Source organism: Caballeronia sp. GAWG2-1 (assembly GCF_023631405.1).
GTDB lineage: Bacteria > Pseudomonadota > Gammaproteobacteria > Burkholderiales > Burkholderiaceae > Caballeronia.
In genome coordinates, this window is the sequence record NZ_JALQDD010000006.1 from 204,231 (window position 1) to 228,995 (window position 24,765).

Genomic DNA, 24,765 nt, shown 5'->3' on the forward strand with positions numbered 1-24,765 from the left:
CGCACGAGCGGCGGCAACATGAACACGTTTGAATGACTATGCGCACACTTGGATCACTTCTGGCTAATCTCGCCGTCACCATCGCCGTCACCGCGACCGGTTCGGCATTCGGAGCGGATGCCACGCTCAACTTCACCGGCACCATCGTGCCCCCGTCCTGCACGGTGGACACCGCTTCGGCGAATCAGACGATCAATCTGGGCAGCGCCAATATCCTCGACTTTCCGAGCGTGGGATCGACGATGAATCCCACGGCGTTCAGCCTGAAGCTGACCAACTGCACGCCGGGCACCACGGTATCGATGGCCGTATCGGGCCAGTCCGACACCGTTCCGAGCGTGCTCAAGAACACCGGCACCGCGACGCAGACCGGCGTGCAACTGCTGCAGGCGAGCAGTGCGGGCGGGACCACCGGTACGGTCGTCACGCTTGGCAACACCTCCAATCGCGGCCAAGTGGACGCGACCAACGCCATGACCATTCCGATGGTGGCGCAGTTCTATCGTCTTGGAACGATGACAGCCGGCACGGTGACGACCTCGGCGACGGTCAACTTCACCTACAACTGACGCGCGCGTGACTTCGACACCCTTTGACGGAATAGCGATATGAAAGGCATCGGATTTGCCCGGCTGCGACGATATGCTTGGATCATCTTGTCGAGCGCGCTGGTTTTGACAGGCGGCATGCAGGACGCATGGGCCGACGCTTGCACGGGCGGAGGTCAGAGTGTGCAGGCCATTCTCCCTGCGACGATTTCGGTGCCGCGCGACTTGCCGGTGGGCGCCATTCTGGCGCCCTGGAGCATCACGTCGATGGTCAACTACGTGTGCACCATGTCGACGACATCCGGTTCCGGCATGTATTCGAAGTTGAATGTCGCATGGCCGAAAAGCAGCGTGACGATCGCGAGCACACCGGGCCCAGGTCTCGCGTCCTATACGGTCTTGCAGACCAATGTGCCCGGCGTTGGCATGGCCATCGCGTTCGACGGCGAGCCGAGTTCGTGTGGCGGCGCGGATTGGCTCGACGAGGTGTCGCCCTCCGTGCGGCCGCCCTACGTGGGCTGGACCTGTACCGCCACTGGTTCCAACCTCAAAAACTATGGGCGTTGGGCAGTTGCGCTCGTGAAGACAGGCGTTGTGAGCGCGGCAGGCGTGCTGGGCGCGCAGACGCTGGCGAGCTCCAGCTCCATGATCAATTTTGTCCCGGACAGCCCGGGCACCACGCCTTTTTATCTGATCGTCCCGGCGGTGACGGTCGTCCCGCTTACCTGCCAGACCCCCGATGTGCCGGTGCCGCTCGGCACCCATTTTCCGGTGGAAATGGCGTCTGTCGGTGCGACTACCGCGGCGGTCCCGTTCAACATCAGCCTCAACAATTGTCCCTCGGGGATGAATGGCGTCCTGTATGAAATCGATCCCACGACCAGTGTGCTTAACAGTTCGCAATCCGTCGTGGCGCTCAATGGCTCGTCGTCGGCCACGGGCGTGGGCGTGCAGCTACTGGATGGCTCCGGCTCCGTGTTTCCGCTGAGCACGTCCAAGGCATTCTCCGGCTATAACAGTTCCACGGGTGGCAGCTATGTGATCCCGATGAAGGCGCGTTACTACCGAACCGGTACCGTGACGCCCGGTCCGGCGAACACGTCGATGATCCTCACCATGACCTATCAATAGGCATCGCCGGGCAGCGCTGCTCAGGTTGCTTGCCACAGACAGACGTCCGAAAAAAAACGCCCCTCAAGAGGGGCGTTCCTGTTTCGAGCGTCGCGGTTGTCGTTCAGCGCACCCGCATTCCCGGCGTGGCCCCGCCATGCGGTTCGAGAATGTAGAGCCCCGGCTCCTTCTTCTCGTCGGCGGCGGACGCCGCCAGCACCATGCCTTCCGACAGGCCGAACTTCATCTTGCGCGGCGCGAGATTGGCGACCATCACGGTCAGCTTGCCGATCAGATCCTGCGGCTGATAAGCCGAACGAATACCCGAGAACACATTGCGCGTTTTCTCTTCGCCGATATCGAGCGTCAGTTGCAAGAGCTTGTCGGAGCCTTCGACCGTTTTGCAATCGACGATCTTCGCGATACGCAGATCGATTTTCGAGAAGTCGTCGATGGAGATGACGCCCGGCGTCTCTTCGTTCGCTTGCTTTTTGGCGGGCGCCGCGCTCTTAGCCGCACTCGCACTTGTGGCAGCGGCAGAAGCAGCGGCCGCTTCCGGCGCCGCCTGCAACGACTCGCGATTCGCCGCGAGCAAGGCCTCGATCTGCTTCGGGTCGACGCGCGTGGTCAGATGCTTGTACGCGTTCACGGCATTGGCCGACGACAGCGGCATGTCCGCATCCGCCCAGACGAGCGGCGCGATGCCGAGGAACGCCTCGACCGCTTCGATCAGCTTCGGCAACACCGGCTTCAGCGCAAGCGACAATAGGCGGAACGCCTCCAGACTCACGCTGCAAGTCTCGTGCAACGCGACCGAGTTGGCCGGGTCCTTCGCCTGTTCCCAGGGCTTCGCGGTATCGACGTAGCCGTTGACGGTATCGGCGAGATCCATGGTCGTGCGCAGCGCGCGGCCGTATTCGCGCGACTCGTAGAAGCCGGCAATCTGCGGAATCGCGGCGCGCAGTTGCGCAAGCAGCGGATGCTGCATCGCGCTGTCCTGCACGCGGCCGTCGAAGCGCTTCAGAAGAAAGCCCGCCGCGCGGCTCGCGATATTCACGTATTTGCCGACGAGATCGCTGTTCACGCGCGCCTGGAAGTCTTCCAGGTTGAGGTCGATGTCTTCCATCGTGCTGTTCAGCTTGGCCGCGAAGTAGTAGCGCAGCCATTCCGGATTGATGCCGGTATCGATCACGCTTTGCGCCGTGATGAACGTGCCACGCGACTTCGACATCTTCGCGCCGTCGACGGTCAGAAAGCCGTGCGCGAACACGTTCGTCGGCGTGCGATGACCGGAGTATTCGAGCATCGCGGGCCAGAAGAGCGTGTGGAAATACAGAATGTCCTTGCCGATGAAGTGGTACTGCTCGGTCTTCGAACCGGGCTTCACCCATTCATCGAAATCCAGGCCGATACGGTCCGCGAGATTCTTGAAGCTTGCGTAATAGCCGACCGGGGCGTCGACCCAGACGTAGAAGTACTTGCCCGGCGCACCGGGGATTTCAAAGCCGAAGTAGGGCGCGTCGCGCGAGATGTCCCAGTCGGCGAGCTTGGCCTCGCCCTTGTCGCCGAGCCATTCGCGCATCTTGTTCGTGGCTTCGGGCTGCGCGAGTCCGCCGACCCAGCCGCGCAGGAAGTCTTCGCAACGCGGGTCCGACAAGCGGAAGAAATAATGCGTGGAAATCTTGCGGATGGGCGTCGCACCCGACACCACCGAATACGGGTTGATGAGTTCGGTGGGCTGATAAGTCGAGCCGCAAACCTCGCAATTGTCGCCGTACTGGTCCTTCGCGCCGCACTTCGGGCACTGGCCCTTGATGAAGCGGTCCGGCAGGAACATTTCCTTGACCGGATCGTAGGCCTGTTCGATGTCGCGCGCGTCGATCAATCCCGCTTCCTGGAGCGCGGCGTAGATGGTGTTGCAAAGGACGCGGTTTTCCTCGGCATCGGTCGAATAATAGTTGTCGAAGGAAATGCCGAAGCTGTCGAAGTCGCGCTTGTGCTCTTTCCAAACGCGTTCGATCAGCGCTTTCGGCGTGATGCCTTCTTTTTCGGCGCGCAGCATGATGGGCGTGCCGTGGGTATCGTCGGCGCCGACGTAGTAGACCTCGTGGCCATGCATGCGCAGCGTCCGAACCCAGATGTCCGTCTGAATGTATTCGACCATATGGCCGATATGAATCTGACCGTTCGCATACGGCAACGCGGACGTGACGAGGATCTGGCGAGCGCCGTTCTTGACGGCGGGCGCGGCGGTGGCGATGGCTGAAATCGGTGCTGACATAAGGCGCGGCCCGGAGGAAATGCAGAAGTTGATCGAAGAACGCAAAAAAAGCGATTTTCGATTTTAGCAGGGAGGGGAAGGAAGACGGGGAGGTGGGGAGACGGGGAGACTTGGGCGCGGCAGCCGAAAACCATCGCACCAAAAAAAACCGGGGTCCAAAACCGGGCCCCGGAGCAACAACGACAAGAGGAGAATGGCAGGTGGCGGCCTCGCCGCGCGCCTACCGTAAAGACAGACACGCGCCGTGCGCCCAAGTTTCAAATTTTTTTCAGGCGGCTTCGCGCGCTTTGCCACGCTGCGCCGGCATCTGCCGATTCTCCTTATAAATCAGAAATTTATTGCACTTGGCCCGGCTGTGCCGTCGCGCGCAGGTAAATTTCCACGCGACGATTTTGCGCGCGGCCTGCTTCGGTCGAATTGTCGGCGATCGGCTGGTTCTGTCCCATGCCCTGCGACGAGAGACGCTGACCGGCGACACCATGCGTGGCGATATAGGAAGCCACGCTTTGCGCGCGATTCTGCGACAGCGTCTGGTTGTAAGCCGCCGTGCCGGTGTTATCCGTATGGCCGATCACGTTGGCGATCAACTCCGGATGCTGCTGCAACGTTTGCGTGACGGAGTTCAGAACCGGATCGAACGTCGGCTTGATCGCGTAGCTGTTGGTGTCGAAAGAGATCGAGTTCGGGATGTTGACCTTGAGCGATCCGTCTTGCTGCTCGGTCACCTGCGTGCCGGTGCCCTTCGAGTCGCCGGAAATCTTGTTGCGAATGGCTTGCCAGTTGTATCCGGTCACACCGCCGACAGCCGCGCCTGCAGCCGCGCCGATTGCCGCGCCCTTGCCGCCGCCGAAAATCGCACCGAGGCCAGCGCCGGTCGCGGCGCCGACGCCCGTGCCGACCGCCGCATTGTTACCCTGCTCCGTCGCGCAGCCCGCGACTAGTGCGCCAGCAACGACGAAAACCGACAAACGGGTCATCAACTTCAACTTCATGTTTGATCTCCTTGAATCAACGAGCGATTCGGCGCGCCGCGCCGACAGTACGTAAGGGTCTTCGGACGTGCGTCCGGACGAACCTCTACAATTATGAGAAATGAGAGCGCGTCAGTCGCCAGTGGCGATGCATCCCCGGAAACAATTACCGCGCGCAATAGTGCAATGCGCGGGGACGCGGCGCAACGGCTCTAACAATTACTTTCACTTTCCTCAGTTTGTTGCAATGCGCCGTCGCATCAGCACAAACCATTCCATGGAGTTGCAATGAGTATCGACCGCGCGAAGATCGACGCCGCACTAGCCACACTGACCGATCCGAACACCAGCCGCAAGTTCGTCGATACCAAAAGTATCCGCAACGTTTCGCTACAAAACGGCACGGTCTCGGTGAGCGTCGTACTGGGTTATCCGGCGCGTACGCAGTTCGCGGCCACGGCCAAACTGGTCGAGGATGCGTTGCGTGCGGTTCCCGGCGTGGAAGACGTCGTCGTCGATGTGTCCTCGCAAGTCGTCGCGCACGCGGTACAGCGCGGCGTAAAGCTGCTGCCGAACGTCAAGAACATTATCGCGGTGGCGTCGGGCAAGGGCGGCGTCGGCAAGAGCACGACAGCCGCGAACCTCGCGCTCGCACTGGCGGCGGAAGGCGCCAATGTCGGCATGCTCGACGCGGACATCTACGGCCCGTCCTTGCCGATGATGCTCGGCATCTCCGGCCGGCCGGAGTCGCCCGACAATCAGTCGATGAATCCGCTGATCGGTCATGGCATTCAGGCGAATTCCATCGGCTTTCTGATCGAGCAGGACAACCCGATGGTCTGGCGCGGCCCGATGGTCACCTCCGCGCTCGAACAACTGCTGCGTCAGACCAACTGGAAAGACCTGGATTATCTCGTCGTCGACATGCCGCCGGGCACGGGCGACATTCAGTTGACGCTCTCGCAGAAAGTGCCGGTGACGGGCGCGGTGATCGTCACCACGCCGCAGGACATCGCGCTGCTCGACGCCAAGAAGGGCCTTAAGATGTTCGAGAAGGTCGGCATTCCCATTCTCGGTATCGTCGAAAACATGAGCACGCATATCTGCTCGAATTGCGGGCACGAGGAGCATATCTTCGGCGCGGGCGGCGGCGAGCGCATGGCGAAGGAATACGGCGTCGAGATTCTCGGCCAGTTGCCGCTCGATATCGCGATTCGAGAACGCACCGATGCCGGTCAGCCGACAGTCGTTTCGCAGCCGGAAAGCCGGATTGCCGAGACGTATCGCGCGATTGCGCGGCGCGTGGCGATTGCCATTGCCGATCGTCAGCGCGACATGACGTCGAAGTTTCCGAGCATCGTCGTGCAGAACACTTGATGTGGCGCGCTTGGACGCGTTTCGCCGAAGCCTTGTGCGGTGCGGCTCGCGGTATCATGTCGCCTGCTATGGGCGGCCGCGCGGATGCACCGGGTGTCGGCGGGCCGCCGAGAGGATCGCATGAGACATAGATTCGACGGAAGGGCGGCCCACGCCGGACTTGCTTCGGCGCTCGTCGCCTGTAGTGTTCTCGTGAGCGGCTGCGGCATCATCTTCCAGAATCACGAGAAACGCGCCGACGCAGTGCTTCAGCCGACGCCTGGCAACGCGGCGCGCGGCACCATCACGCTGATCGAGCGCGCGGACGGCGTTCAGGTGTCGTATAGCCTGATCGACATGCCGCCCGACAGCGATCACGCGCTGCAGGTTCACGAGCGCGGCGACTGCATCGCCATGGACGATCAGGACGCAAGCCCGGTCTTCGCGCTGCCGGCGGAGCGCAAGCGCGCCACCGCGCGTCTCGAAGGCGAACTCGGCAACATTCACGCGGATTCCACCGGATCGGCCACGGGCTTTTTCGTGGCGACGGACGTGTCGCTCGACGGCGTGCGCTCGGTCATCTCGCGCGCTATCGTGCTGCATCGCGAAGCCACCGATCCCTACGCCGCCAGTCCGCACAACGTGGGACCGGCGCTCGCATGCGGCGTCATCCGGCGCTGATCGATGAAGACGCCGCGAGTATCATCCGAATGGTCGATCACGGTCGAGCGTCGCCGATACGACGCGTCGTTCGCGTAAAATACGCGCTTTCCGTTTGGCCGCAGCGCGCGACAAAATCGCTGCCGCCATGCCCCGTTTCACCGCAGGCGTCCGGTCGCATGACCGCGAGCCGCAACGCTGGGTAGCGTCCCTATGAGCATCAAGTCCGACAAGTGGATCCGGCGCATGGCCGAAGAGCACAAGATGATCGAGCCGTTCGTGCGCGATCAGGTGCGCGTGACCGAAGACGGCCGCAAGATCGTGTCGTACGGAACGTCGAGCTACGGCTACGACATCCGCGTGGCCGACGAATTCAAGATCTTCACGAACATCAATTCCACCATCGTCGATCCGAAAAACTTCGACGAGAAATCGTTCGTCGACTTCAAGGGCGATGTCTGCATCATCCCGCCGAATTCCTTCGCGCTTGCCCGCACGGTCGAATATTTCCGTATTCCGCGCTCGTGCCTGACCGTGTGTCTCGGCAAGTCCACCTACGCGCGTTGCGGGATCATCGTGAACGTGACGCCGTTCGAGCCGGAATGGGAAGGCTACGTCACGCTCGAATTCTCGAATACGACACCTTTGCCTGCCAAAATCTACGCGAACGAAGGCGTCGCGCAGGTTCTGTTTTTCGAAAGCGACGAGATTTGCGAGACGTCGTATGCGGATCGCGGCGGCAAGTATCAGGGGCAGCACGGCGTTACCCTGCCGAAAACCTGATTCCTTCGCTTCTCAAAGAAACGCACACCGCATACGCTTGTCGAAAGACCGCTGTCGTCGAGCTTCCAGTCTCGGGCAGCGGTCGTTCCATTTGGAGATTCGCACGATGAAGTTCCGCTTTCCCGTCGTCATCATCGACGAAGACTTTCGCTCCGAGAATATCTCGGGTTCCGGCATTCGCGCGCTTGCCGAAGCGATCGAGCGCGAAGGCGCCGAAGTGCTCGGCCTGACGAGCTACGGCGACCTCGCGGCCTTCGCGCAGCAGTCGAGCCGCGCGTCGTGCTTCATTCTGTCGATCGACGACGACGAACTCCTGCCATATGCCGATAACGTCGTCGTGGAAGGCGACACGCCGGAACTGGCTTCGGCTATCGTCGCGTTGCGCGCGTTCATCAACGCCGTGCGCCGCCGCAACGCGGACATCCCGATCTTCCTGTACGGCGAGACGCGCACCTCGCGCCACTTGCCGAACGACATCCTGCGCGAGCTGCACGGCTTCATCCACATGTTCGAGGACACGCCGGAGTTCGTTGCACGGCACGTCATTCGCGAAGCCAAGGTGTATCTGGATTCGCTCGCGCCGCCGTTTTTCAAGGAACTGGTGCAGTACGCAGAAGAAGGTTCGTATTCGTGGCATTGTCCGGGACACTCGGGCGGCGTCGCGTTCCTGAAGAATCCGCTCGGACAGATGTTCCACCAGTTCTTCGGCGAGAACATGTTGCGCGCGGACGTCTGCAATGCCGTCGAGGAACTCGGCCAGTTGCTCGATCACACCGGGCCGGTCGCGGCGTCCGAGCGTAACGCGGCGCGCATCTTCAGCGCGGATCATCTCTTCTTCGTGACCAACGGCACGTCCACCTCGAACAAGATCGTGTGGCACGCGACCGTGGCGCCGGGCGATATCGTGCTCGTGGACCGCAACTGTCACAAGTCGATCCTGCACGCCATCACCATGACGGGCGCGATCCCCGTGTTCCTCACGCCGACGCGCAACCAGTTCGGCATCATCGGACCGATTCCGCGCGACGAGTTCAAGCCCGAAAACATTCGCAAGAAGATCGAGGCGAATCCGTTCGCGCGCGAGGCGCTCGCGAAGAACCCGAAGATCAAGCCGCGCATTCTGACGATCACGCAAAGCACGTATGACGGCGTGATCTACAACGTCGAGATGATCAAGGACCTGCTCGGCGACCTGCTCGATACGCTGCACTTCGACGAAGCCTGGCTGCCGCACGCCGAGTTCCATTCGTTCTATCAGGACATGCACGCAATCGGCGCGGGCCGGCCGCGTACCGGCGCGCTCGTGTTCGCCACGCACTCCACGCACAAGCTGCTCGCGGGCATCTCGCAGGCGTCGCAGATTCTCGTGCAGGACAGCGAGAACAGCACCTTCGACCGGCATCGTTTCAACGAGGCGTACCTCATGCATACGTCGACGAGCCCGCAATACGCGATCATCGCGTCATGCGACGTGGCCGCGGCGATGATGGAAGCGCCGGGCGGCACGGCGCTCGTCGAGGAATCGATTGCGGAAGCGCTCGATTTCCGCCGCGCCATGCGCAAGGTCGACGACGAATACGGCGACGACTGGTTCTTCAAGGTCTGGGGCCCGGAGGCGCTGGCCGAAGAGGGTATAGGCGACCGCGAAGACTGGATGCTGAAGCCGAACGACCGCTGGCACGGCTTCGGCGCGCTCGCGGAAAACTTCAACATGCTCGACCCGATCAAGGCGACCATCATCACGCCGGGACTTGACGTGGACGGCAGCTTCGGCGACACGGGCATTCCGGCCGGCATCGTCACGCGCTATCTGGCCGAGCACGGCATTATCGTGGAGAAGACCGGGCTCTACTCGTTCTTCATCATGTTTACCATCGGCATCACGAAGGGCCGCTGGAACTCGATGGTCACCGAACTCCAGCAGTTCAAGGACGACTACGACAACAACCAGCCGCTATGGCGCGTGCTGCCGGAATTCATCGCGCAGCATCCATCGTATGAGCGCATCGGCCTGCGCGATCTGTGCGAGCAGATTCACAGTGTTTATCGCGCAAACGACATCGCGCGTCTCACTACCGAGATGTATCTGTCGAGCATGGAGCCGGCCATGAAGCCGTCCGAAGCGTTCGCCAAGCTCGCGCACCGCGAAATCGACCGCGTGCCTATCGACGAACTCGAAGGGCGCGTGACGAGCATTCTGCTCACGCCGTATCCGCCGGGCATTCCGTTGCTGATTCCGGGCGAGCGCTTCAATCGCACGATCGTCGATTACCTGCGTTTCGCGCGCGAATTCAACGAACGCTTTCCGGGCTTCCACACCGACATCCACGGGCTCGTGGGCGAGGTGATCAACGGGCGTATCGAATACTTCGTCGATTGCGTGCGCGACTGAGTTGCGCCCAGCTGCGCGCTGATCGTTGCTAGAAGACGATCAGCGCCATGATGGTGTCGCGATACCTTCCAGGCGGTTTCGATTCCTGCGCCGGGACCTGGCCATAGACCACGAGCGTTTGCGGCTGGCCGGTTCCGGTATTGAAGGCCATCGTCGTGCCATTCGTGCCATCGGCCCAAGGCACCTTGTGCGTCGGGTCGATGTATAGCTGATAGTCGATGGTCTCTGTCCCGCCCTGGCGAGCGAGCTTGCGGTTGGTGGTCGTCGCGCCGGGCGTCATGCCGCGGTCCAGCGCCACCGAAAAGGGCATGCCCGAGACGCACGTCACCCGCAACGAACTCGTCGACTCGATCGGTTGGTCGAGCAGGCTCGCCTCCCGAAAGACGAGGGGCGACGCGTCTATCGTGCAAGTCGGGCCGACCGTCGCCGTAACCGTGAACGGACCGCTCGTATAGGGCGCCGTTGCCGTCTTGCAATCGGGTGGCGTGCCGGTGTATCCCACATAGACGAAGTAGGTGTCCGAGGCGCTGAACGGCATGGTGTACGTGCCGTTCGGTACGGGCTGGTTAGGCGGAATGCGTCCATAGAACGGCTCATGTTCCCAGACCTTGCCGCCCGGATGAACGGGAAGATCGAGCGTCAGCGGCACGGTGTCGGGCGCCGTGACCGATCCCCACACACCTTGATGGTCCGGATCGACGTAGAGGTTGTAGTTCAACGTTGCGCCGCTTGGGCCAATGAGCGTGCGCGAGTCGGTGTGGCCGATGTTCAGGCACATGCGAACCATCGCCGTCGAATAGCCGCTGCACAGAATGTGAATGCCGCCGACGATATCGGCGGGCTCGGTGTCCGTCACATCGATGGAGCCGAAATCCGTATAGCCCACCGAAAACGTGCAGGTTTGCGAGCGCGCCGCGCCAGAGAGCGCGCAGAGCACGAGAAACACGAGCGCGTATCTGACGGGACGAAACGAGCCGTGCGTGCGGCGAAGCGGTGCGTGCATGTCATTTCTCCTTTTGGCTCTTGCCCTTGTCCGGCTGGCAGGTGATCGGCCCGAGCTGTGGCAGGTCTCCGGCCTTCGGCGGGTCGAGCCTGAAACCGGCTGAACAGTCGCCTTTCGCCTCGTGAATCGTCACGTGGTTGTCTGAATCGAGACGGCGGAAAAATGCAACGCCGTCGTAGCCGACGATCGCCGCTTCGCCCGTGCTCGTGAGCGTCGCCACGGCGCCGGCGGGCAAGGGCGCGCCCGTGGTATCGACGAAACTCACCGACGCGCCCTGATAGCGCGACATGCCGAAGTGCGCGAGCGCACCCGAGCGCCGCTGCGGCGCGATGTCCAGTTTCGTTCTGTCGATGGATGCGTCTGGCGGCAGCGCGAGCGGGTCGATCGCCAGTTGATTGCGCTGATAGGAAGTCAGATTCGGCACGAGCAGATAGCCCTTCGAGTTCGTCACGCCGACAAAGCGGTTCTCCTGCGTGACAGGAACATTGGGGACGCCATCGGTCGAGACGAGCGCGAACGCGTCGGTGACCGTGCGCGTCGGCAAGATGGCGCCGTCCATGATCGCGATGCCGCCCGCCATGTCCGTGCTGAGCGCCGTCGTGCCGTTGAAGCGCTGCGCGGTCGCCTCGAAATCGCCGAACTTCGAGCGATAAGTCGTTCCGGCGAAGGCATGACGATAATCGGCACCGGCGCCGCCTTGAACCGACCAACCCCAGCCGCCACCGTAGTCGGCGGGACGCGATGCGGTGACGTCGGCGGTCGTGTGTCCACCCGACTGCGCCACCGTCGTGCTGACCGACGTATTGCCGCCGAGCGCGATGGTTATGCCAATCGAACCGCCCCATACTCCGCGCTGCAGAAAGTCGCGATACGTGCTTGCGAAAAGCGACCAGCGGCTGCCGATCTGGGCGTTGTAGGCAAGCGTGACGACGCGCGCGTGTCCCGAGAACGTGTCTTCGGAATCGACGTAGCTCACTGTTGCCGATTGCGACCGCATCAACGCGACCGATACGGTCGCCTGGTAAATATGCTGAAACACCGAGGTGCCGTCGAGGGCCGCGATATCGCGATAGTTGTTGGTCGCGTGCGTGGTCTGCAGCGTCAGCGAAGCCGCAGGACTGATGTACTGGTAGCCAAGACTGAAAAGCGCGCCGGTCGCGCCATTCAGCTTGCTGCCCGCGGCCGCCGCATTGAAGACGCCGAATTGGCCTGCGCGCACGATCGCGCCCGTGCCGGCGTTGCTCAAACCTTGCCCGCCTTCCGCGTGGGCTTGCAGTGTGAGCCAGTCGGTGATGCCATACGCGGCGGTTCCGCTGAAGACGGGCGATGCCTCGTACGACCAGGAGCGCAGCGTGTAATCGTCGCGCAGAAAGCCGAATTCCGCCGAATAGCTCGACAGGCCTTTTGACAGCAGATGCGTGTCGATATAAAGCGGCACGCTCGTCGTGACGCGACGGCCGAGCGCATCGGTCACGACCACTTGCGCCGTGCCCGCGCCTGTCAGACTGGGCGCCTGCGCGATCTGGAACGGACCCGGCGCGACGTTGCCGTTGTACTGGCGCAGACCGTTGATATACAAGTCGACGGCAGAGGGCACCGCGGCCGATCCGCTGAACATCGGCAGGGGAAACGTCACGAGATCCGGGCGCAGGCTGAAATCGCGCTGTATCTGGAAGCCGCCGAATCGCACCGAGCGCGTCCACGCGAGCGAGCCGGAGATGGCGTCGCCGAACGTCATCGTCATGAGTTTGGCCGGATTCGAATAGACCCAGTTCGTGTCCAGCCGCGTGTAGCCGTTGGTTCCTGCGCCGTTGAGGTAAGTGCCGGTGTTGTCGAATACGCCCGCCGGACTGAAGAGCCGCTGTTCGTTCCAGACGCCGAACTGACCGGCCGCCATTTCGCCCAGTTGGCGCGTGTACGTCACGTCGTAGTTGAGCGCGAAGCCGGTGCCGGGCGTTGCCTTCGGTGTAACGGGAAGCCGGTTGCCGAGGCGCTGCGCGATCTGACGCGACCGGTCGACGTCAAGAAGCGCCTGCTGACGCGCGGAGGAATAAGTGGCGCGCACGCCTGGAATCGATGAAACGGCGATCCATCCGTCTGCATCGGCATGTAAGTCGTCGACCCGGATGCCCGCATTTTCGAGCGTGGCGCGCTCGGCATAGAGCTGGCCGTGACGCAATTCGAAGTTGGACGGCTCGCCCAGGTTCGTGCCGTTGACGACGATCTCGAGCACGAGCGACTGCGTTTCTTGCGATTGCATGTCGAGCAAGGCGGTGCGCGGCGAGCCCGCGATATTCGGAACCTGGCTGGGCGAGCCGCCGGTGATATCGACTTGAGCAACAGCCGCTTGGGAGATCACGCCCAGTGAAATCAGGAGAGGAACACCGCGCGTCACGAGCCTTGGGCGAGTCGATCCATCCATGACGATGCACGCTGTTCCCGTGGCAACCCCGAACGATCAGGGCGCGGCCGGATTGCTCAACGATCCGTTCATGCTGGCGCCGTTCACCGTGGCGCTGACTTCGCCCGTCTTGCCGCGCATGGCGCTGGCCGCGTCGGGGAGTATCCATGAGCGCACCCGGCCTGGCAGCACGTAGCCGAGCAAACCGCCGGACACGCGCACATCCTTGTCCGATGTCTTGAGTGAAACAGTGCTCAGTTGCGCGTGAATGTCGCCATCGTTTTGCACTCGCAGATACGCCTTGCCGTTTCTTTCGACGACGGACCATTGCAGCTTCGGCGTGCTCGCCTCACCGCGCGGCGAAATGAATAGGGGTACGGAATATCTAAAGCGAAACTGAACCGCCGATTGCTTGTCGCCGCCGTCGGGCGGCAACTCGTCGATAATCAGGCGGTATGCGCGTTCCTGTGCAACGGGTGCGGCGTTGGCGCGAATGACGCGGATGACTTGCTGACCGCCGGCGGGCACTTCGGCGATAGGCGGACTGGCGATCAGATCGCGGGTTGGCGTGAGTTTGTCTTCTTCGTCGGACTGATCCCAGACGAAGGTTCGCACTTGAGCGTGAATCGGTTCATCGCCATCGTTGCGTAACGTGACGACCTTGCCGTTTTCCGGGCCAGCGAGCTGGATTGAAACCGGAGATATCTGCAATGACGCGGCGAGCGAGGCAGCGCATTCCAAAAACAGAAAGGCTGCCCATGCTGGTTGTGTAAAGCGTGGCATCGTCGGTCTCCCGAATTACTTCCGACGATGCCAGTGATATAGCTTTATTCGAGCTCTGGCAAGCTTTGCACATGAAGCGAAGCGAGTTGCCTCAGAACACGACCGTGGCGGTAACAGTCGAGCTATAGGTGCCTGCGGCCGGGGTGGTTTGCGACGGTACGCGGCCGTACACGACGAGGCTCTGACTGTCGCCATTACCTACACCCGAAGCCGTGTCGATGCCGGTCTGCTGGCCCCAGAGCTTGGTGCGGGCTGCGTCGCGATACAGGTTGAAATTGACCGAGGCGTCGCCGGTGGCGTTGGCGAGCTTGCGCTTTGCGATGAGCGAACCGGCTGCCGTGCCGGCATCGAGCGCGACGTTGTAGGGCGTTCCGGACGTGCAAGTCACCGCGAGGTTGCTGGACTGATCGACGTTGTCGGTAAGCGCGCCGGTGTCGCCGAAATTCAAGGGGTTCGCCGAGATCGAGCAATCGTCTTGAACGTTGAGCGTCACGTCGAACGTCGCGGTCTTGTTGCCGGCGAAGGCGCTGGGCGTGGCGACGGCAACGGTGCTTGCAACGATAGCGATGATGGCGACATTCTTGATCAGGTTACGCATGCTTGAGACTCTCCGGTACGAATTTAAGCGGGAAGCTTTTGATTCGGCGCTGCGTTTTTCTGCATCGCCGCGACATGTATGAATCATAGGGACGGGCGCTTTAAGACTGAATGAGACGAATCTCATTTGAGATAGCGTTGTGCTGCCTTTCCCTTGCTGCATCAGGAGACGCGGATTTATTGGGATAGATTCGTTGCGCCGTCAGATGCAAAAACGGCCTCCCGAAGGAGGCCGTTCCGTCTGCTTATCTACTCGCTTCAGAACACGACCGTTGCGGTGACAGTCGAGCTATAAGTGCCTGCGGCCGGTGTGGTTTGCGATGGTACGCGGCCGTACACGACGAGGCTCTGACTTTTGCCATTACCCACGCCCGCTGTCGTGTCGGTGCCGGTCGTCTGGCCCCAGAGCTGCGTGCGGGCTGCATCGCGATACAGGTTGAAGTCGACCGTCGCGGTGCCGCCGGCATTGGCGAGCTTGCGTGTCGCGACTTGCGAACCGGTTGCCGTGCCGGCATCGAGCGCGACGTTGTACGGCGTGCCCGTGGTGCAGGTCACGGCGAGGTTGCTGGACTGATCGACGTTGTCGGTAAGCGCGCCGGTGTCGCCGAAGTTCAAGGGGTTCGCCGAGATCGAGCAATCGTCTTGAATGTTGAGCGTCACGTCGAACGTTGCGGTCTTGCTGCCGGCGAAGGCGCTGGGCGTAGCGACGGCAACGGTGCTTGCAACGATAGCGATGATGGCGACATTCTTGATCAGGTTACGCATGCTTGAGACTCTCCAGTACAAATTTAAGCGGGAAGCTTTTGATTCGGCGCTGCGTTTTTCTGCATCGCCGCGACATGTATGAATCATAGAGGCGAGCGCTTTAAGACTGAATGAGACGAATCTCAATTGAGATAGCGTTATGCTGCGTTTCCCTTGCTGCATCAAAGGCTGCGGCTTTATTAAGATAGAAGCGCTGCGCCGTCAGATATAGAAACGGCCTCCCGAAGGAGGCCGCTGTCTGCTGCGATCAGGCCGCGCGGTGCGCTCAGATCAACCCTTCGGCCTTCAGCGCCGCCTGCACGCCGGCGCGCTCACCCACGCGCGACCGATACGCCACGAGCACCGGCCACTTGCCGAGATCCAGATCGATGAACTTGGCCCAACCGAGCACCGTGAACAGATAGGCGTCGCCAATGCTGAATTCGTCGCCAAGCAAGTACGGCTTGTCTTCGAGTTGTTGCGCGGTGTAGGCGAGGCGGCGTTCGAGATTGCTCATTGCCGCCGCTTTCCAGTCGCTGCTTGCGGACGGATTGAAGAACGGAGAGAAGTTCTTGTGCAACTCGGTGCCGATGAACGTCAGCCAGCCTTGCAGACGATAACGCGCCATGGCGTCGTTCAGCGGCGCGAGGTGCTTTGCGGGCGCCTGGTCGGCGATGTATTGCATGATCGCGGGACCTTCGGTCAGCACATCGCCATTGTCGAGGACGAGTGCGGGAACATAACCCTTTGCATTGATCTTCGTGAAATCCGCGCCGCTGGCGGTGACTTTCGCCTTCAGATCGACCGCTTCGATATCGAACGGAAGGCCGGATTCAACGAGCGCGATATGCGAGGCCAACGAGCAGGCCCCGGCTTTGTAGAACAGTTTCAAAGCGAATCTCCACAAATAAGGCTCGAAAGATTATGAAGGAGAGCGCTTGCGCCAGGCACGATTGACAATGAAATTAAGTGTCTCAATCCAGTATGTAGAGCCGCGACGAAGAAGAAGCCTTGGGCGCGCGTTCGAAGGCGGGATCGGCCGACATGTCGTGCAGGACGGCTTCGAGCGTATTGCACATTGCGTTCAGGGCGAGGTCGTTTTCTTCGAGGCCGAACGGATCTTCGATCTGTGCGGCGATTGCTTCGAGCGCCATGAACGCATAGGCGACGAGCAGCGCGAACAGTGGCGTGAGCATACCGGCACCATCGACGAGACCGAATGGCAGCAGCACGCAAAACAGATAGATGGTGCGGTGAATCATCACCGAATAGGAGAAGGGCAGAGGTGTGTTCGCGAGCCGCTCGCAGCCGCCGATGACGTCCGACAGCGCGTTGAGGTTACGGTCGATCGCGATGAGCGCGTAGCCGTCGATCGTGCCGTCGCGCTGGCGTTGTGCGAGCCATTCGCCGAACCATAGCAGGATGATGCCCGGCTTGAATTGCGCGGTCGAGACGCGAGCGTGCAGTTCGGGCGTCAGCCGTGATGCGAGATCGGCGAGCGCATCGGTGCCGCGCAACTGATGCCGCAACGCATGTGCAAAGCCGCCGATCGCCGCGAGGAAGTGCCGCTGTTGTAGAGGATCGAGCGAATCGGGCATCGACAGAATCTGGCGTGCGAGCGAGCGCGCCGTGATGAAGAGTTCGCCCCACAGTTTTCGGCCTTCCCACCAGCGCTCGTAACTTGCGCTGTTACGAAAGCCGAGAAACACGGCCAGCGCGATGCCCACGAGCGCAAACGGCGGCGTGCCCAGGTTCACCGGATAGTTGCGAATGTGATCGTGCATGAACATCGCCGAGATCGACAGCACGAAGATGAGCGCGAGCCTCGGCAGCAGTTGGGGCAGCACGGAGCCGCGCCAGACGAACAGCAACCGGAACCAGTTCAGTTTTGGGCGAATGATCATGAATGACTACCTTGTGCGAAGCGTGGTCGCTGTCGTTGTCGATTGATGCAGAAACAATCAGCATGATAAGCGGGCCGTAGAAAGCGGCAGCGAAACGACGCGCGCACTGCGGTGCATGCGCGTCCTGATGGCGAACATCGGCTACGCTGACAACATCCGGGATGTCGGTCCGCGTGTGCTACCGCATATCGTTTGAAGCGTCTAGAATGAAACCCAAACGAAGGGCAAGTAGATTCCGTTTAATTTAGTAAAGCGAACTATTTCAGATGGCGTAAGCGAAACATGCGTCGAAGCCAGATGCGAAAACAGTCCGTGTGAATCCGCGATACCAGACCCCTCTCCAGTTGCCTGTTTCATTTCTTCTATGCCGGGAGTGCGCACGTATCGATACGCGTGATCTTGCATAGCCGATCGAGGAGAAGCAAACAACAAGCTCGGGCACCAATGCCGTTCGAAACTGGAACGAGGCATCGAGTGACTCGACGTTCTGAAAATGAGTCCGCTTGCCGACGTGTTTCGAATCTTTATCGAGGCAATTCGGCTCGTCGTACACAAAGCGGACGCTGGCTATTGAACGAGCGTAGGAGTGTCTCTCATGTTGCGTCACAAGAAGAAGGTTTTGGCAATGCTGGTACCGCTGGCCGTTCCATGCCTTGCGTGGAGTCACGGCACGATGGAAACGCCGATCAGCCGGGTCTACGCCTGCTACAAGGAAGGGCCGGAAAGTCCGACGTCCGCGGCGTGCAAGGCTGCGGTGGCCGTCGCCGGGCCAGCGTTTCTTTATGACTGGGCGGGCGTCAACCAGCTTCCCAATGGCGATCACAAATCGTTCGTACCCGACGGGCATCTGTGCAGCGCCAACAAGTCGAATTATTACGGTCTGGATCTGGGTCGCAACGACTGGCCCACGACGACGATCTCGCCCGACCTGAGCGGCAACTACGAGTTCGTCTGGAACGCGACGGCGCCGCACGTGACGCGCTACTTCCAGATATTCATGTCGGCGGATGGTTACGACTTCAATCAACCGTTGAAATGGTCCGATCTCGACAGCAAGCCGTTCTGCGAGATAACCAGCGTCACGCTCGACAACGGCCGCTACAAGTTGAAATGCAAATTGCCCGCAGGCAAGACAGGCAAGCGCATCCTTTATGCGATCTGGCAACGCAACGATAGCGCGGAAGCGTTCTATGCGTGTATGGACGTGGTCATCAACTCGACTAAAACGAGCTGGCGCGAAGTTCGTCCAATCCCGACCACCGCGGTGGATCAGCCGGTCGGCACGAAGATCACCTTGCGAGTATTCGATAACGACGGTCACGATCTCGAATCGCTCAGTTACACGGTGACGCAGCAAACGACCGCTGCGGCCGACTGGGTGTATGCAATGGCCACGAAGATCAACACGGACTCCGGGCGCGTGCATCTCGGTCTCGTGGATAACAGCGGGAACATCGTGCCGCAGAAGGTCATGTCGGCGAACCGCATCTACGTCGATAGCGCGCAAGACTACAACTTCGCGATGGACTACACCGGAGCGCCCGCGCCAACGCCTGCTCCGTCGCCGACGCCCACGCCCGCTCCGACACCGACTCCCACGCCGGCCCCGACGCCAACGCCCACGCCAACCCCTGCGCCTTCACCGAAGCCGCCATCGCCGGCCCCGGCGCCAACGCCCACGCCAACACCGACGCCGAGCCCGACGCCGAGCCCGACGCCAACCCCTGCCCCGTCGCCAAGCGCGGGCGGATCGACGTGCTCGGTTGCCTGGCAAGCCGGCACGCTCTATAAGGCGAAGGAAACGGTATCGGATAGCGGGCACAACTACAGCGCGCGCTGGGAGAACTCCGATCAGCCATCGCGCAACGCGGGTAACGGCAAGTCGTGGCAGGACATGGGGACGTGCTCCGGACAGACCGCGTTGACATGCGCGCCGGCCTGGAGTTCGAGCAAGACTTACTCGACAGCCGGAACGAGTGTCAGCGTGAGCGGCATGAACTATCGCAACAAGTGGTGGAGTTCGGGCGTCGACCCGGCAACCAACTCCGACGGTGCATGGGAAAAAGTAGGAGCGTGCAAGTAGCAGTGCCAGCGTGTCGCGCCGGAGCGAATGTTCCGGCGCACACGCGGCGTGGATCGCTCATTTGAATGCGTCAGGCTTCGGCGCGAAACCTGCCCTGACGAATCCACTTGGTGGCAATCCACTTCTCGCCTTTTTCGACAGGCGTTCCGGCATGTAGCGTGCGCGCGTCGGTTTGACCGAGGTCATTGACATACTCGAAGTACAACGCGCTGCCGCGACGCGGATGAATGCGCAAGCCGACGTCCGGAAAGGTGGTATCGCCGCCTCGTTCGACTTCGTTGAGATAGAGGATGACGGTTGCAATACGCTGTCCGCCGCGCAGCATATGGTGCCGGCTGCCGGCTTGCTCTTCGGGAAAGTAGTCGAAATGCGGACGATATTCGCCACCTATGCCGTAGCGCAGAATATGCAGGTCCTCGCCGTTCTCGATCGGTTGCCGCACGAGTTCGGCGAGCCTGCGATCGATCCTGGTGACGAGTGCATCGGTCGATGCGTTGACGAACGCGCCTTCGCTCTTGCGTTCCTCGATAGTGATCTCGTTGCCCGAGTCGGGATCGACGACCGATGACTGCTGCACCCGCGCGCGGCCGATATCGATCAACCTCGCGCATTCGTCATCGGTCAAGACGTCGGCCAACAGCGCGACTACCGGCGTCTCGCATGTGAATACCTTTAGCGCTTCGCAATCGCTCGCGCTCAGCACGCGACCATCGGGAAGCATGGGCTTGCCGTATCGATACACGCCGGGCGGATCATCGCCGTCATCCGACGTATCGCCTGCAATGTGACGCGCGATGATGGAGCGCGCGGCGTTCGGATGGAACGCGCTGGCGACCATTGCGTCGATGAGCGATTGATGCGTGCAGCCACGGCGGATATTCTCGTCGAGCCAGTTCTTCCATGTAGCGTCGAAGCGCGGGTTAGTGCTCATCGTGGCGTCATCAAAAAGCGAGAGTTTCGATTCGTCCCGAGCGGTGCGTGACAAGCCGACGCTCGGTTGAACGCTGGGCAAATCAGCTTTCATGGAAGCACAAATGCTGGCGTAAAACAACGGCATCCTTGGACAATCCGCCATTGAAGATCGTGCTAAAGAAGTGAATCGGCCAATGAATCGAAACGCTGACTGCATGGCGGTTTGGTTCGTCGGCTCGGTTCGTCGATTAAGCGTGGCGGAAGGCCCGAAGCACACTATCCTTGTTGAATGTCCGCACGTTCAACTGTAGCGCTCGTCTTGAGAGCCGGCACGCGTCATTCCATATCGACGCTGCTGGCCTGCGCGCTCGTGATGTCGATGAGGCAGGCGAACGCAGCTTCCATGTTGAGATGCGAGGCCGCGGATAATTCCGTCCGCTATGCGAGCGAGAATCTCGACAACGCGAAATGCAGTCGCGTGAATCTGATCTGGCAAGCCGCCTATCCGCCGGAGGCGTCGAGCGTTGCGCCAGCCCGTGCCGCCGCATCGGGCGATCCGGGCGCGCTGGCATCGAGCGTGGCGTTACCGCGTCGTGCAAGTCTTGCAAGGCGCGAAGCCGTCACGCCTGTCTATACCTACGTGGAAGACGGCGTCAGGCATTACCTCACGAAGATGCCGGTGGGCGTGGCGCAAAACGTCGAAGTCATCAAATTGCACTTCATGGAGACGTGCAGCTTGTGCGCGCCCGAAGAAAACATCGGCATCCCCGCCTTAAAGCTCGACTTGCGTTCATATCAACGTGAAATCGATGCGGCTGCTTCGACCTTCGGCGTCGATAGCGCATTGGTTCGTGCCGTGATTCATGCGGAATCGGCGTATCGCAAGAACGCGATATCACGCGCGGGCGCACAAGGGCTCATGCAACTCATGCCCGCGACGGCGCTGCGCTTCAACGTCAACGATCCCTTCGATGCCGCGCAGAATATTCGCGGTGGCGTGAGTTATCTGGCGTGGCTGAAAACGCGCTTCAACGGCAACGTCGATCTCATGTTGGCGGCTTATAACAGCGGCGAATCGAGCGTCGACAAATACAACGGCGTGCCGCCCTACAGCGAGACGAAGATCTACGTCTCGCGCGTCAAGGAGTTGACCGAGCGTTACAAGAGCGGCAAATGACGATGGCACGGTCTTCGAAATCGGACGCACGATGCCGTCGTTCGCAGGCCGCGCGTTTAACCAGAACGAACCGTTGAACGCGTGCCCGTGGACGTTGCTATTGCGTGTTGTCTATCACGATCTGCCCGTTGTATTGAACCTTGCCGCGGAAGAAGTAGTCGGTGCAGGCTTTGTAGTCGCCGGGCGTGAGAAGCGAGAACGGCATCTGATAATCGACGAGCTTGCATCCGGTGACGGGCTTGCCGTTGGCCCACGCATAGTCTTTGTCCAGATACGCCTTGATTGCCGCGGCCGAGCCTTCCGTGAAGCCGCGCATGTTCGCGCAGCCTAGCGGTTCGTCGGCGGGAATGGTGACGCCGAGTTCGCGCGCGAACTCCTTGTACGCGTTGATGCGATTGGTGACTTGCGAGCGTTCCGCGCCGCCCTGACCGCACTCTATGCCGCCGTTGATGATGTAGATCGTCGCGCCGAAGCCAGGCTTCATGTTGTTGCCGACGTCGACGCTATTAGGCTTCCAGGTGCCGTCGATCGCCCAGGTCATCGGCGGCTTGGGCGTCTGCGGGGTCACGGCGAACCATACCGCCGAGGCGAAGTTCAGCCATGTATCCGCGACGCGGCCGGGGTCGTCGAGCAGCACGTTGGGGTCGCCGTATAGCGCCTGCGAGAACGGGCCGAAGTTGTAGTTCCAGGACAATTGCTTGGCGCCGCGCCCGAAGTAGTCGAGGTACTTGCCTGCCGCGCTCTTCGCGCACGGAAAGAAGATCCAGTTGGTCGCATGCGAGCCCGGCGCGCATTGTTGATACGCACCAACGGCCGAGCCTTCCTCGTAGCCCGACTCGCGAAGGAACCATAAAGCCTGCTGCCAGAACGGGATGGCCGTGTCTTGCGGCATTTTTGCGAGCACGACGTTGTTGTGGTCCGCATAGCCCGAGCGCACTTGCGCCGGCGTGAGCGACGGCCAGTTGGCGCCCGTCTCCTGAACGAAGTGCGCGAAGGACGTGGCGAGCAGCTTGCGGCAGATGGCGGCGGCGTCGCGTCCATCCGTGTAATCGCCGCAGTACGCCGGAAACTTGGCGATCCCGCGCAAGAAGCTGACGTAGGAGTATTTGATGTTGCGCACCGGGAAGAGCTGGTCGAACTTCGCTTCGCTTACGATCGACTCGACTCGCTTCACATTCGATGGATTCGCCGCGCGTCCGGGCGTGACGGCATCGACGTCGGTATCGGGCAGCACGCGCAGCGCGTCGCGGATCAAGCCGATCTGGCCGTTGGTCTGATCGACGAGTGTCTTCTCGGTCGCGTTGAACTGGGCGACGGTCGGATAGCCGGTGGGTTCGGGGATGTAGGTGATCTTCGGCTTGTAGGATGCGATTGGAGTCGGCGCCGGTGTTGGCGTCGGCGTTGGCGTTGGCGTTGGCGTTGGCGTTGGTACGGGCGCAGGAGCCGGCGTTGGTGTCGGTACGGGTGTTGGCGTCGGCGCTGGTACAGGCGCGGGCGTCGGCGTTGGCGTTGGCGTCGGAGTTGGTGTGGGCGCGGGCGCGGGCGTAGGCGTTGGCGTTGGCGTTGGCGCGGGCATAGGCGTAGGCGAAGGTGAGCCGCCAGAACACGCACCGAGATCTTCCCACGCACCATAGGCGCCCGATTGCGCCGGGTTGTCTCCCTGGGTCCACCACTTATTTCGATAGTTGCGGCCGTTATAAGTTATGCGCGTACCCGGTGTTGCATAAGCTTGGGTAGCAGACCACGCTGCAAAGCACGATGAAGTTGGCGTTGGCGTTGGCGTTGGCGTTGGCGTTGGCGTTGGCGTTGGGGCGGGTGTTGGTGATGGCTTTGGAGCTGGCGCAGGCACAGGAGCCGGAACTGGCGCAGGAGCAGGAGCCCCCGCCGCCCCCACATCCTTCCAAAGCGTCGGCGTAGTCGCAGGAAACCATCCCGCGCCCGGATACGCCGTATGCGCCTGCTGCGCCTGATAAACGCGACCGCTATAAGTCACCGTGGCGCCAGCCGCATAGGTCGCGCCTTCGCGCCATGCTTCCTGCGCGGACACGATGCCGGCATGCAATAGCAACGCGGCTGGAAGCATCGCCAACTTTCTACGAACGGTCAACATATCAGCACCTCTTTTGGAACGCGACGGCCAGCAGCTGCACATGCCGGCCCGATATGAAAACTACCTTCGATTCATGCTCATTTCCGGGTAGCTCGTGAACTTCCAGTCCTCGTAGCTCGTCTTCAACGCGAAGCTCGCGTCCTCGTCGGAGAAGCCATCCGTTTTCAGCGGCGTTTGCTTCGATGAGCTGTACACGCCGTACAACTCGCCATTGGGGCCGCGCACCGTTTGCCATTCGCCGTTGGTCATCGGGTCGGTGTATGCATCGCGCAGGTATCGGCGCACGAAGGACGCGCGCGAGTCGCGCAACAGGTCATCGAGGCTCTTCGGAAAAGCGCCGCCAGGGTCGGCCTTGACGTACTCACGAATCGCGTTGCGGATCGCATCGCCCTTTTTCAGCAGTTCGAATTCGCGGTTGCGCTGAATCTGCGTGCTCCATACGGTGCCGATCTGCATCAGATAGATGCCGATGAGCGCCACGCACATCAGCGCCCACAACATGCCGAAACCATGCTGCCGCTTGCGCGATGCAAACGCTCGACGCGCTCGATCCGAATGCCGCCCGCGCGCGCTACCAGCTGCCGTAGTCGGTGCCATCCCTGGCCTTGCCTTTTGCGCCGCTGCGCACGTTATAGACGCCGGGCGTGCCGTCGTTGGGCGGCTCGGTCGTCCAGGTCGTGCGGCTTTGCGCGACCGGGTCCATCGGCACCTCACGCAGATAGCGGCGCTCGACCAGTTCGTTGAGCGATTGCGGATAGCGCCCCTGATCGCCGCGAAAGCGGTCGATGGAATCACGCATGGCGGCGAGATTCTCCTGCAGCACGGTTTCCTTGGCCTTCTCCGCCTGCCCGAAGTAGCGCGGCACGACGAGCGTGAGCAAGGTCGCGATGATCGCCAGAACGACCAGCAATTCGATTAGCGTGAAAGCGCGCAGCATTCGTTTGTTCATG

Annotated in this window: 21 protein-coding genes and 1 pseudogene; 8 read left to right on the forward strand and 14 right to left on the reverse strand. The window is 61.3% G+C overall.

Annotated elements, in window-relative coordinates:
* The first annotated feature begins 32 nt into the window (after positions 1–32).
* Entirely contained in the window at positions 33–569 is a 537-nt protein-coding gene (locus NCR98_RS03335; protein ID WP_250491926.1) for a fimbrial protein, read from the forward strand.
* 39 nt (positions 570–608) lie between these two features.
* Complete coding sequence (locus NCR98_RS03340; RefSeq protein ID WP_250525508.1) at positions 609–1,679, forward strand: fimbrial protein; 1,071 nt, start codon at positions 609–611, stop codon at positions 1,677–1,679.
* A gap of 103 nt (positions 1,680–1,782) precedes the next feature.
* On the opposite strand, the gene metG is transcribed toward NCR98_RS03340, so the two are convergent.
* Positions 1,783–3,939 (reverse strand): methionine--tRNA ligase, encoded by a 2,157-nt coding sequence (gene metG, locus NCR98_RS03345; protein WP_250463575.1) that lies wholly within the window; start codon positions 3,937–3,939, stop codon positions 1,783–1,785.
* 335 nt (positions 3,940–4,274) lie between these two features.
* A complete protein-coding gene (locus NCR98_RS03350) occupies positions 4,275–4,931 on the reverse strand; it encodes a YiaD family glycine zipper/OmpA-like lipoprotein (protein WP_244827286.1) in 657 nt (218 codons plus the stop codon).
* A 267-nt stretch (positions 4,932–5,198) separates the two neighbouring features.
* On the opposite strand from NCR98_RS03350, the gene apbC reads away from it, so the two are divergent.
* The 4 genes from apbC (at position 5,199) to NCR98_RS03370 (ending at position 10,101) form a co-directional block, all read left to right on the forward strand.
* Positions 5,199–6,287, forward strand: a complete 1,089-nt coding sequence (gene apbC, locus NCR98_RS03355; protein ID WP_244827287.1) for an iron-sulfur cluster carrier protein ApbC — start codon at positions 5,199–5,201, stop codon at positions 6,285–6,287.
* A gap of 120 nt (positions 6,288–6,407) precedes the next feature.
* Complete coding sequence (locus NCR98_RS03360; RefSeq protein ID WP_250491930.1) at positions 6,408–6,947, forward strand: superoxide dismutase family protein; 540 nt, start codon at positions 6,408–6,410, stop codon at positions 6,945–6,947.
* Positions 6,948–7,139: 192 nt separating this feature from the next.
* On the forward strand, positions 7,140–7,709 hold the full coding sequence (dcd, locus tag NCR98_RS03365) for a dCTP deaminase (protein ID WP_086972352.1): 570 nt from the start codon (positions 7,140–7,142) through the stop codon (positions 7,707–7,709).
* A 106-nt stretch (positions 7,710–7,815) separates the two neighbouring features.
* Entirely contained in the window at positions 7,816–10,101 is a 2,286-nt protein-coding gene (locus tag NCR98_RS03370; RefSeq protein ID WP_244827289.1) for an arginine/lysine/ornithine decarboxylase, read from the forward strand.
* A 28-nt stretch (positions 10,102–10,129) separates the two neighbouring features.
* Here NCR98_RS03370 and NCR98_RS03375 read toward each other — a convergent pair whose 3' ends face one another.
* From NCR98_RS03375 to NCR98_RS03405, 7 genes are all read right to left on the reverse strand, one after another.
* Entirely contained in the window at positions 10,130–11,104 is a 975-nt protein-coding gene (locus tag NCR98_RS03375; protein ID WP_244827290.1) for a Csu type fimbrial protein, read from the reverse strand.
* Between the two features lies 1 nt (position 11,105).
* Complete coding sequence (locus tag NCR98_RS03380) at positions 11,106–13,526, reverse strand: fimbria/pilus outer membrane usher protein (protein WP_250525509.1); 2,421 nt, start codon at positions 13,524–13,526, stop codon at positions 11,106–11,108.
* Between the two features lie 36 nt (positions 13,527–13,562).
* Positions 13,563–14,288 carry a fimbrial biogenesis chaperone gene (locus NCR98_RS03385; protein ID WP_250463589.1) on the reverse strand — a complete coding sequence of 242 codons (726 nt, stop codon included), beginning with the start codon at positions 14,286–14,288 and terminating at the stop codon, positions 13,563–13,565.
* Between the two features lie 91 nt (positions 14,289–14,379).
* Positions 14,380–14,886, reverse strand: a complete 507-nt coding sequence (locus NCR98_RS03390; protein ID WP_250463592.1) for a Csu type fimbrial protein — start codon at positions 14,884–14,886, stop codon at positions 14,380–14,382.
* Positions 14,887–15,143: 257 nt separating this feature from the next.
* A complete protein-coding gene (locus tag NCR98_RS03395) occupies positions 15,144–15,650 on the reverse strand; it encodes a Csu type fimbrial protein (RefSeq protein ID WP_244827295.1) in 507 nt (168 codons plus the stop codon).
* 265 nt (positions 15,651–15,915) lie between these two features.
* Positions 15,916–16,521 (reverse strand): glutathione transferase GstA, encoded by a 606-nt coding sequence (gene gstA / locus NCR98_RS03400; RefSeq protein ID WP_250463595.1) that lies wholly within the window; start codon positions 16,519–16,521, stop codon positions 15,916–15,918.
* Between the two features lie 82 nt (positions 16,522–16,603).
* Positions 16,604–17,533: a bestrophin family protein gene (locus NCR98_RS03405; protein ID WP_244827297.1), complete on the reverse strand. Its 930-nt coding sequence runs from the start codon at positions 17,531–17,533 to the stop codon at positions 16,604–16,606.
* Between the two features lie 595 nt (positions 17,534–18,128).
* Between NCR98_RS03405 and NCR98_RS03410 the strand changes: the two genes are divergently transcribed.
* The gene (locus NCR98_RS03410) at positions 18,129–19,616 is read left to right on the forward strand and encodes a lytic polysaccharide monooxygenase (protein ID WP_250525510.1); all 1,488 of its coding nucleotides are present in this window, start codon (positions 18,129–18,131) and stop codon (positions 19,614–19,616) included.
* Positions 19,617–19,686: 70 nt separating this feature from the next.
* Here NCR98_RS03410 and NCR98_RS03415 read toward each other — a convergent pair whose 3' ends face one another.
* A complete protein-coding gene (locus NCR98_RS03415) occupies positions 19,687–20,547 on the reverse strand; it encodes a 2OG-Fe(II) oxygenase (RefSeq protein WP_250525511.1) in 861 nt (286 codons plus the stop codon).
* A 270-nt stretch (positions 20,548–20,817) separates the two neighbouring features.
* On the opposite strand from NCR98_RS03415, the gene NCR98_RS03420 reads away from it, so the two are divergent.
* On the forward strand, positions 20,818–21,705 hold the full coding sequence (locus NCR98_RS03420; RefSeq protein WP_250525512.1) for a lytic transglycosylase domain-containing protein: 888 nt from the start codon (positions 20,818–20,820) through the stop codon (positions 21,703–21,705).
* A 97-nt stretch (positions 21,706–21,802) separates the two neighbouring features.
* On the opposite strand, the gene NCR98_RS03425 is transcribed toward NCR98_RS03420, so the two are convergent.
* The 4 genes and pseudogenes from NCR98_RS03425 to NCR98_RS03435 all read right to left on the reverse strand — a co-directional run bounded on the left by NCR98_RS03425 (position 21,803) and on the right by NCR98_RS03435 (position 24,764).
* Positions 21,803–23,410, reverse strand: coding sequence for a glycoside hydrolase family 19 protein (locus NCR98_RS03425; protein WP_502799717.1), 1,608 nt, complete (start codon positions 23,408–23,410; stop codon positions 21,803–21,805).
* Between the two features lie 204 nt (positions 23,411–23,614).
* A pseudogene (locus NCR98_RS33650) lies at positions 23,615–23,857 on the reverse strand (carbohydrate-binding protein); the annotation flags it as partial.
* 18 nt (positions 23,858–23,875) lie between these two features.
* Complete coding sequence (locus tag NCR98_RS03430) at positions 23,876–24,412, reverse strand: type II secretion system protein (RefSeq protein WP_250463611.1); 537 nt, start codon at positions 24,410–24,412, stop codon at positions 23,876–23,878.
* Positions 24,387–24,764: a type II secretion system protein gene (locus NCR98_RS03435; RefSeq protein ID WP_244827303.1), complete on the reverse strand. Its 378-nt coding sequence runs from the start codon at positions 24,762–24,764 to the stop codon at positions 24,387–24,389. Before NCR98_RS03435 ends, NCR98_RS03430 begins: the two co-directional genes overlap by 26 nt.
* Position 24,765: the final 1 nt, after the last annotated feature.

Coding starts and splice junctions, on each gene's coding strand:
- NCR98_RS03335 (WP_250491926.1), top strand. CDS start 33: ATGACTATGCGCACACTTGGATCACTTCTGGCTAATCTCGCCGTCACC.
- metG (WP_250463575.1), bottom strand. CDS start 3,939: ATGTCAGCACCGATTTCAGCCATCGCCACCGCCGCGCCCGCCGTCAAG.
- NCR98_RS03420 (WP_250525512.1), top strand. CDS start 20,818: ATGTCCGCACGTTCAACTGTAGCGCTCGTCTTGAGAGCCGGCACGCGT.
- NCR98_RS03360 (WP_250491930.1), top strand. CDS start 6,408: ATGAGACATAGATTCGACGGAAGGGCGGCCCACGCCGGACTTGCTTCG.
- NCR98_RS03380 (WP_250525509.1), bottom strand. CDS start 13,526: ATGGATGGATCGACTCGCCCAAGGCTCGTGACGCGCGGTGTTCCTCTC.
- NCR98_RS03430 (WP_250463611.1), bottom strand. CDS start 24,412: ATGGCACCGACTACGGCAGCTGGTAGCGCGCGCGGGCGGCATTCGGAT.
- dcd (WP_086972352.1), top strand. CDS start 7,140: ATGAGCATCAAGTCCGACAAGTGGATCCGGCGCATGGCCGAAGAGCAC.
- NCR98_RS03390 (WP_250463592.1), bottom strand. CDS start 14,886: ATGCGTAACCTGATCAAGAATGTCGCCATCATCGCTATCGTTGCAAGC.
- NCR98_RS03375 (WP_244827290.1), bottom strand. CDS start 11,104: ATGCACGCACCGCTTCGCCGCACGCACGGCTCGTTTCGTCCCGTCAGA.
- NCR98_RS03410 (WP_250525510.1), top strand. CDS start 18,129: ATGTTGCGTCACAAGAAGAAGGTTTTGGCAATGCTGGTACCGCTGGCC.
- NCR98_RS03340 (WP_250525508.1), top strand. CDS start 609: ATGAAAGGCATCGGATTTGCCCGGCTGCGACGATATGCTTGGATCATC.
- NCR98_RS03350 (WP_244827286.1), bottom strand. CDS start 4,931: ATGAAGTTGAAGTTGATGACCCGTTTGTCGGTTTTCGTCGTTGCTGGC.
- apbC (WP_244827287.1), top strand. CDS start 5,199: ATGAGTATCGACCGCGCGAAGATCGACGCCGCACTAGCCACACTGACC.
- NCR98_RS03415 (WP_250525511.1), bottom strand. CDS start 20,547: ATGAGCACTAACCCGCGCTTCGACGCTACATGGAAGAACTGGCTCGAC.
- NCR98_RS03385 (WP_250463589.1), bottom strand. CDS start 14,288: ATGCCACGCTTTACACAACCAGCATGGGCAGCCTTTCTGTTTTTGGAA.
- NCR98_RS03405 (WP_244827297.1), bottom strand. CDS start 17,533: ATGATCATTCGCCCAAAACTGAACTGGTTCCGGTTGCTGTTCGTCTGG.
- NCR98_RS03435 (WP_244827303.1), bottom strand. CDS start 24,764: ATGAACAAACGAATGCTGCGCGCTTTCACGCTAATCGAATTGCTGGTC.
- NCR98_RS03370 (WP_244827289.1), top strand. CDS start 7,816: ATGAAGTTCCGCTTTCCCGTCGTCATCATCGACGAAGACTTTCGCTCC.
- NCR98_RS03395 (WP_244827295.1), bottom strand. CDS start 15,650: ATGCGTAACCTGATCAAGAATGTCGCCATCATCGCTATCGTTGCAAGC.